The sequence below is a fragment of the Mycobacterium sp. ABE4_509 genome (assembly GCF_056160785.1).
In genome coordinates this window covers 1-534 of sequence record NZ_JBSWXU010000339.1, presented here as the reverse complement: position 1 = coordinate 534, position 534 = coordinate 1, and the positions used below count along the sequence as shown (strand labels likewise).

Sequence of the window (534 nt, the reverse complement as noted above, 5' to 3'; positions counted from 1 at the left end):
GGCCCACCTCGACCAGTGCCGCGGCGGCGTCGCCCAGCGCGCGCTCGCGTGCCCCGGGATCGAGCAACTCCCCGATCCGTGCGCCCAGCAGCGGCACCGACCGGGTCCACCGGGGCAGGCCCGCGGCCATCAGCAACGGCACATAGCCGGCGTCGTTGCCGCCGATCGTCACCGTGACCAGCGTCTCCGAGCCGTCGAGGGCGGTGATCTGCGGTGCGGCGCCGCGCTGGGATTCGGTCAGGACGTGCGCGGTGGTCGCACCCGAGTACGTGACGTCGACGAGGTCGAGGTCCAGCGCGCGGGCCACCAGGTGCGGATAGTTGCGCGCCGAGCGCCCCGCCGACCTCGGCGAACCCGCCGCACGCGGCGTGATCCCGGGCCCGGCAGCCATGGAACTACCCAGCGCGACATAGCGATTCACGACAGAGCCGGGCTCGAGGCCTGCGCCCAGAACCGCTTCGGGATGCGCCCGGCGCCGCGGGCCAGGTAGCCGGCCCGGACCGCGGCCGCCATCGCGGCGGCCATGGCCTGCGG

1 protein-coding gene and 1 pseudogene are annotated in these 534 nt (G+C 75.3%); both read right to left on the bottom strand.

Features of this window, described 5'->3' with window-relative positions:
- The coding region (locus ACXAID_RS28375) for an SGNH/GDSL hydrolase family protein (RefSeq protein ID WP_475025470.1) at nt 1-421 on the bottom strand (421 nt) is incomplete at its 3' end.
- Nucleotides 418-534: pseudogene (gene thiG / locus ACXAID_RS28370) on the bottom strand (thiazole synthase); the annotation flags it as partial. The pseudogene thiG and the gene ACXAID_RS28375, both read right to left, overlap by 4 nt.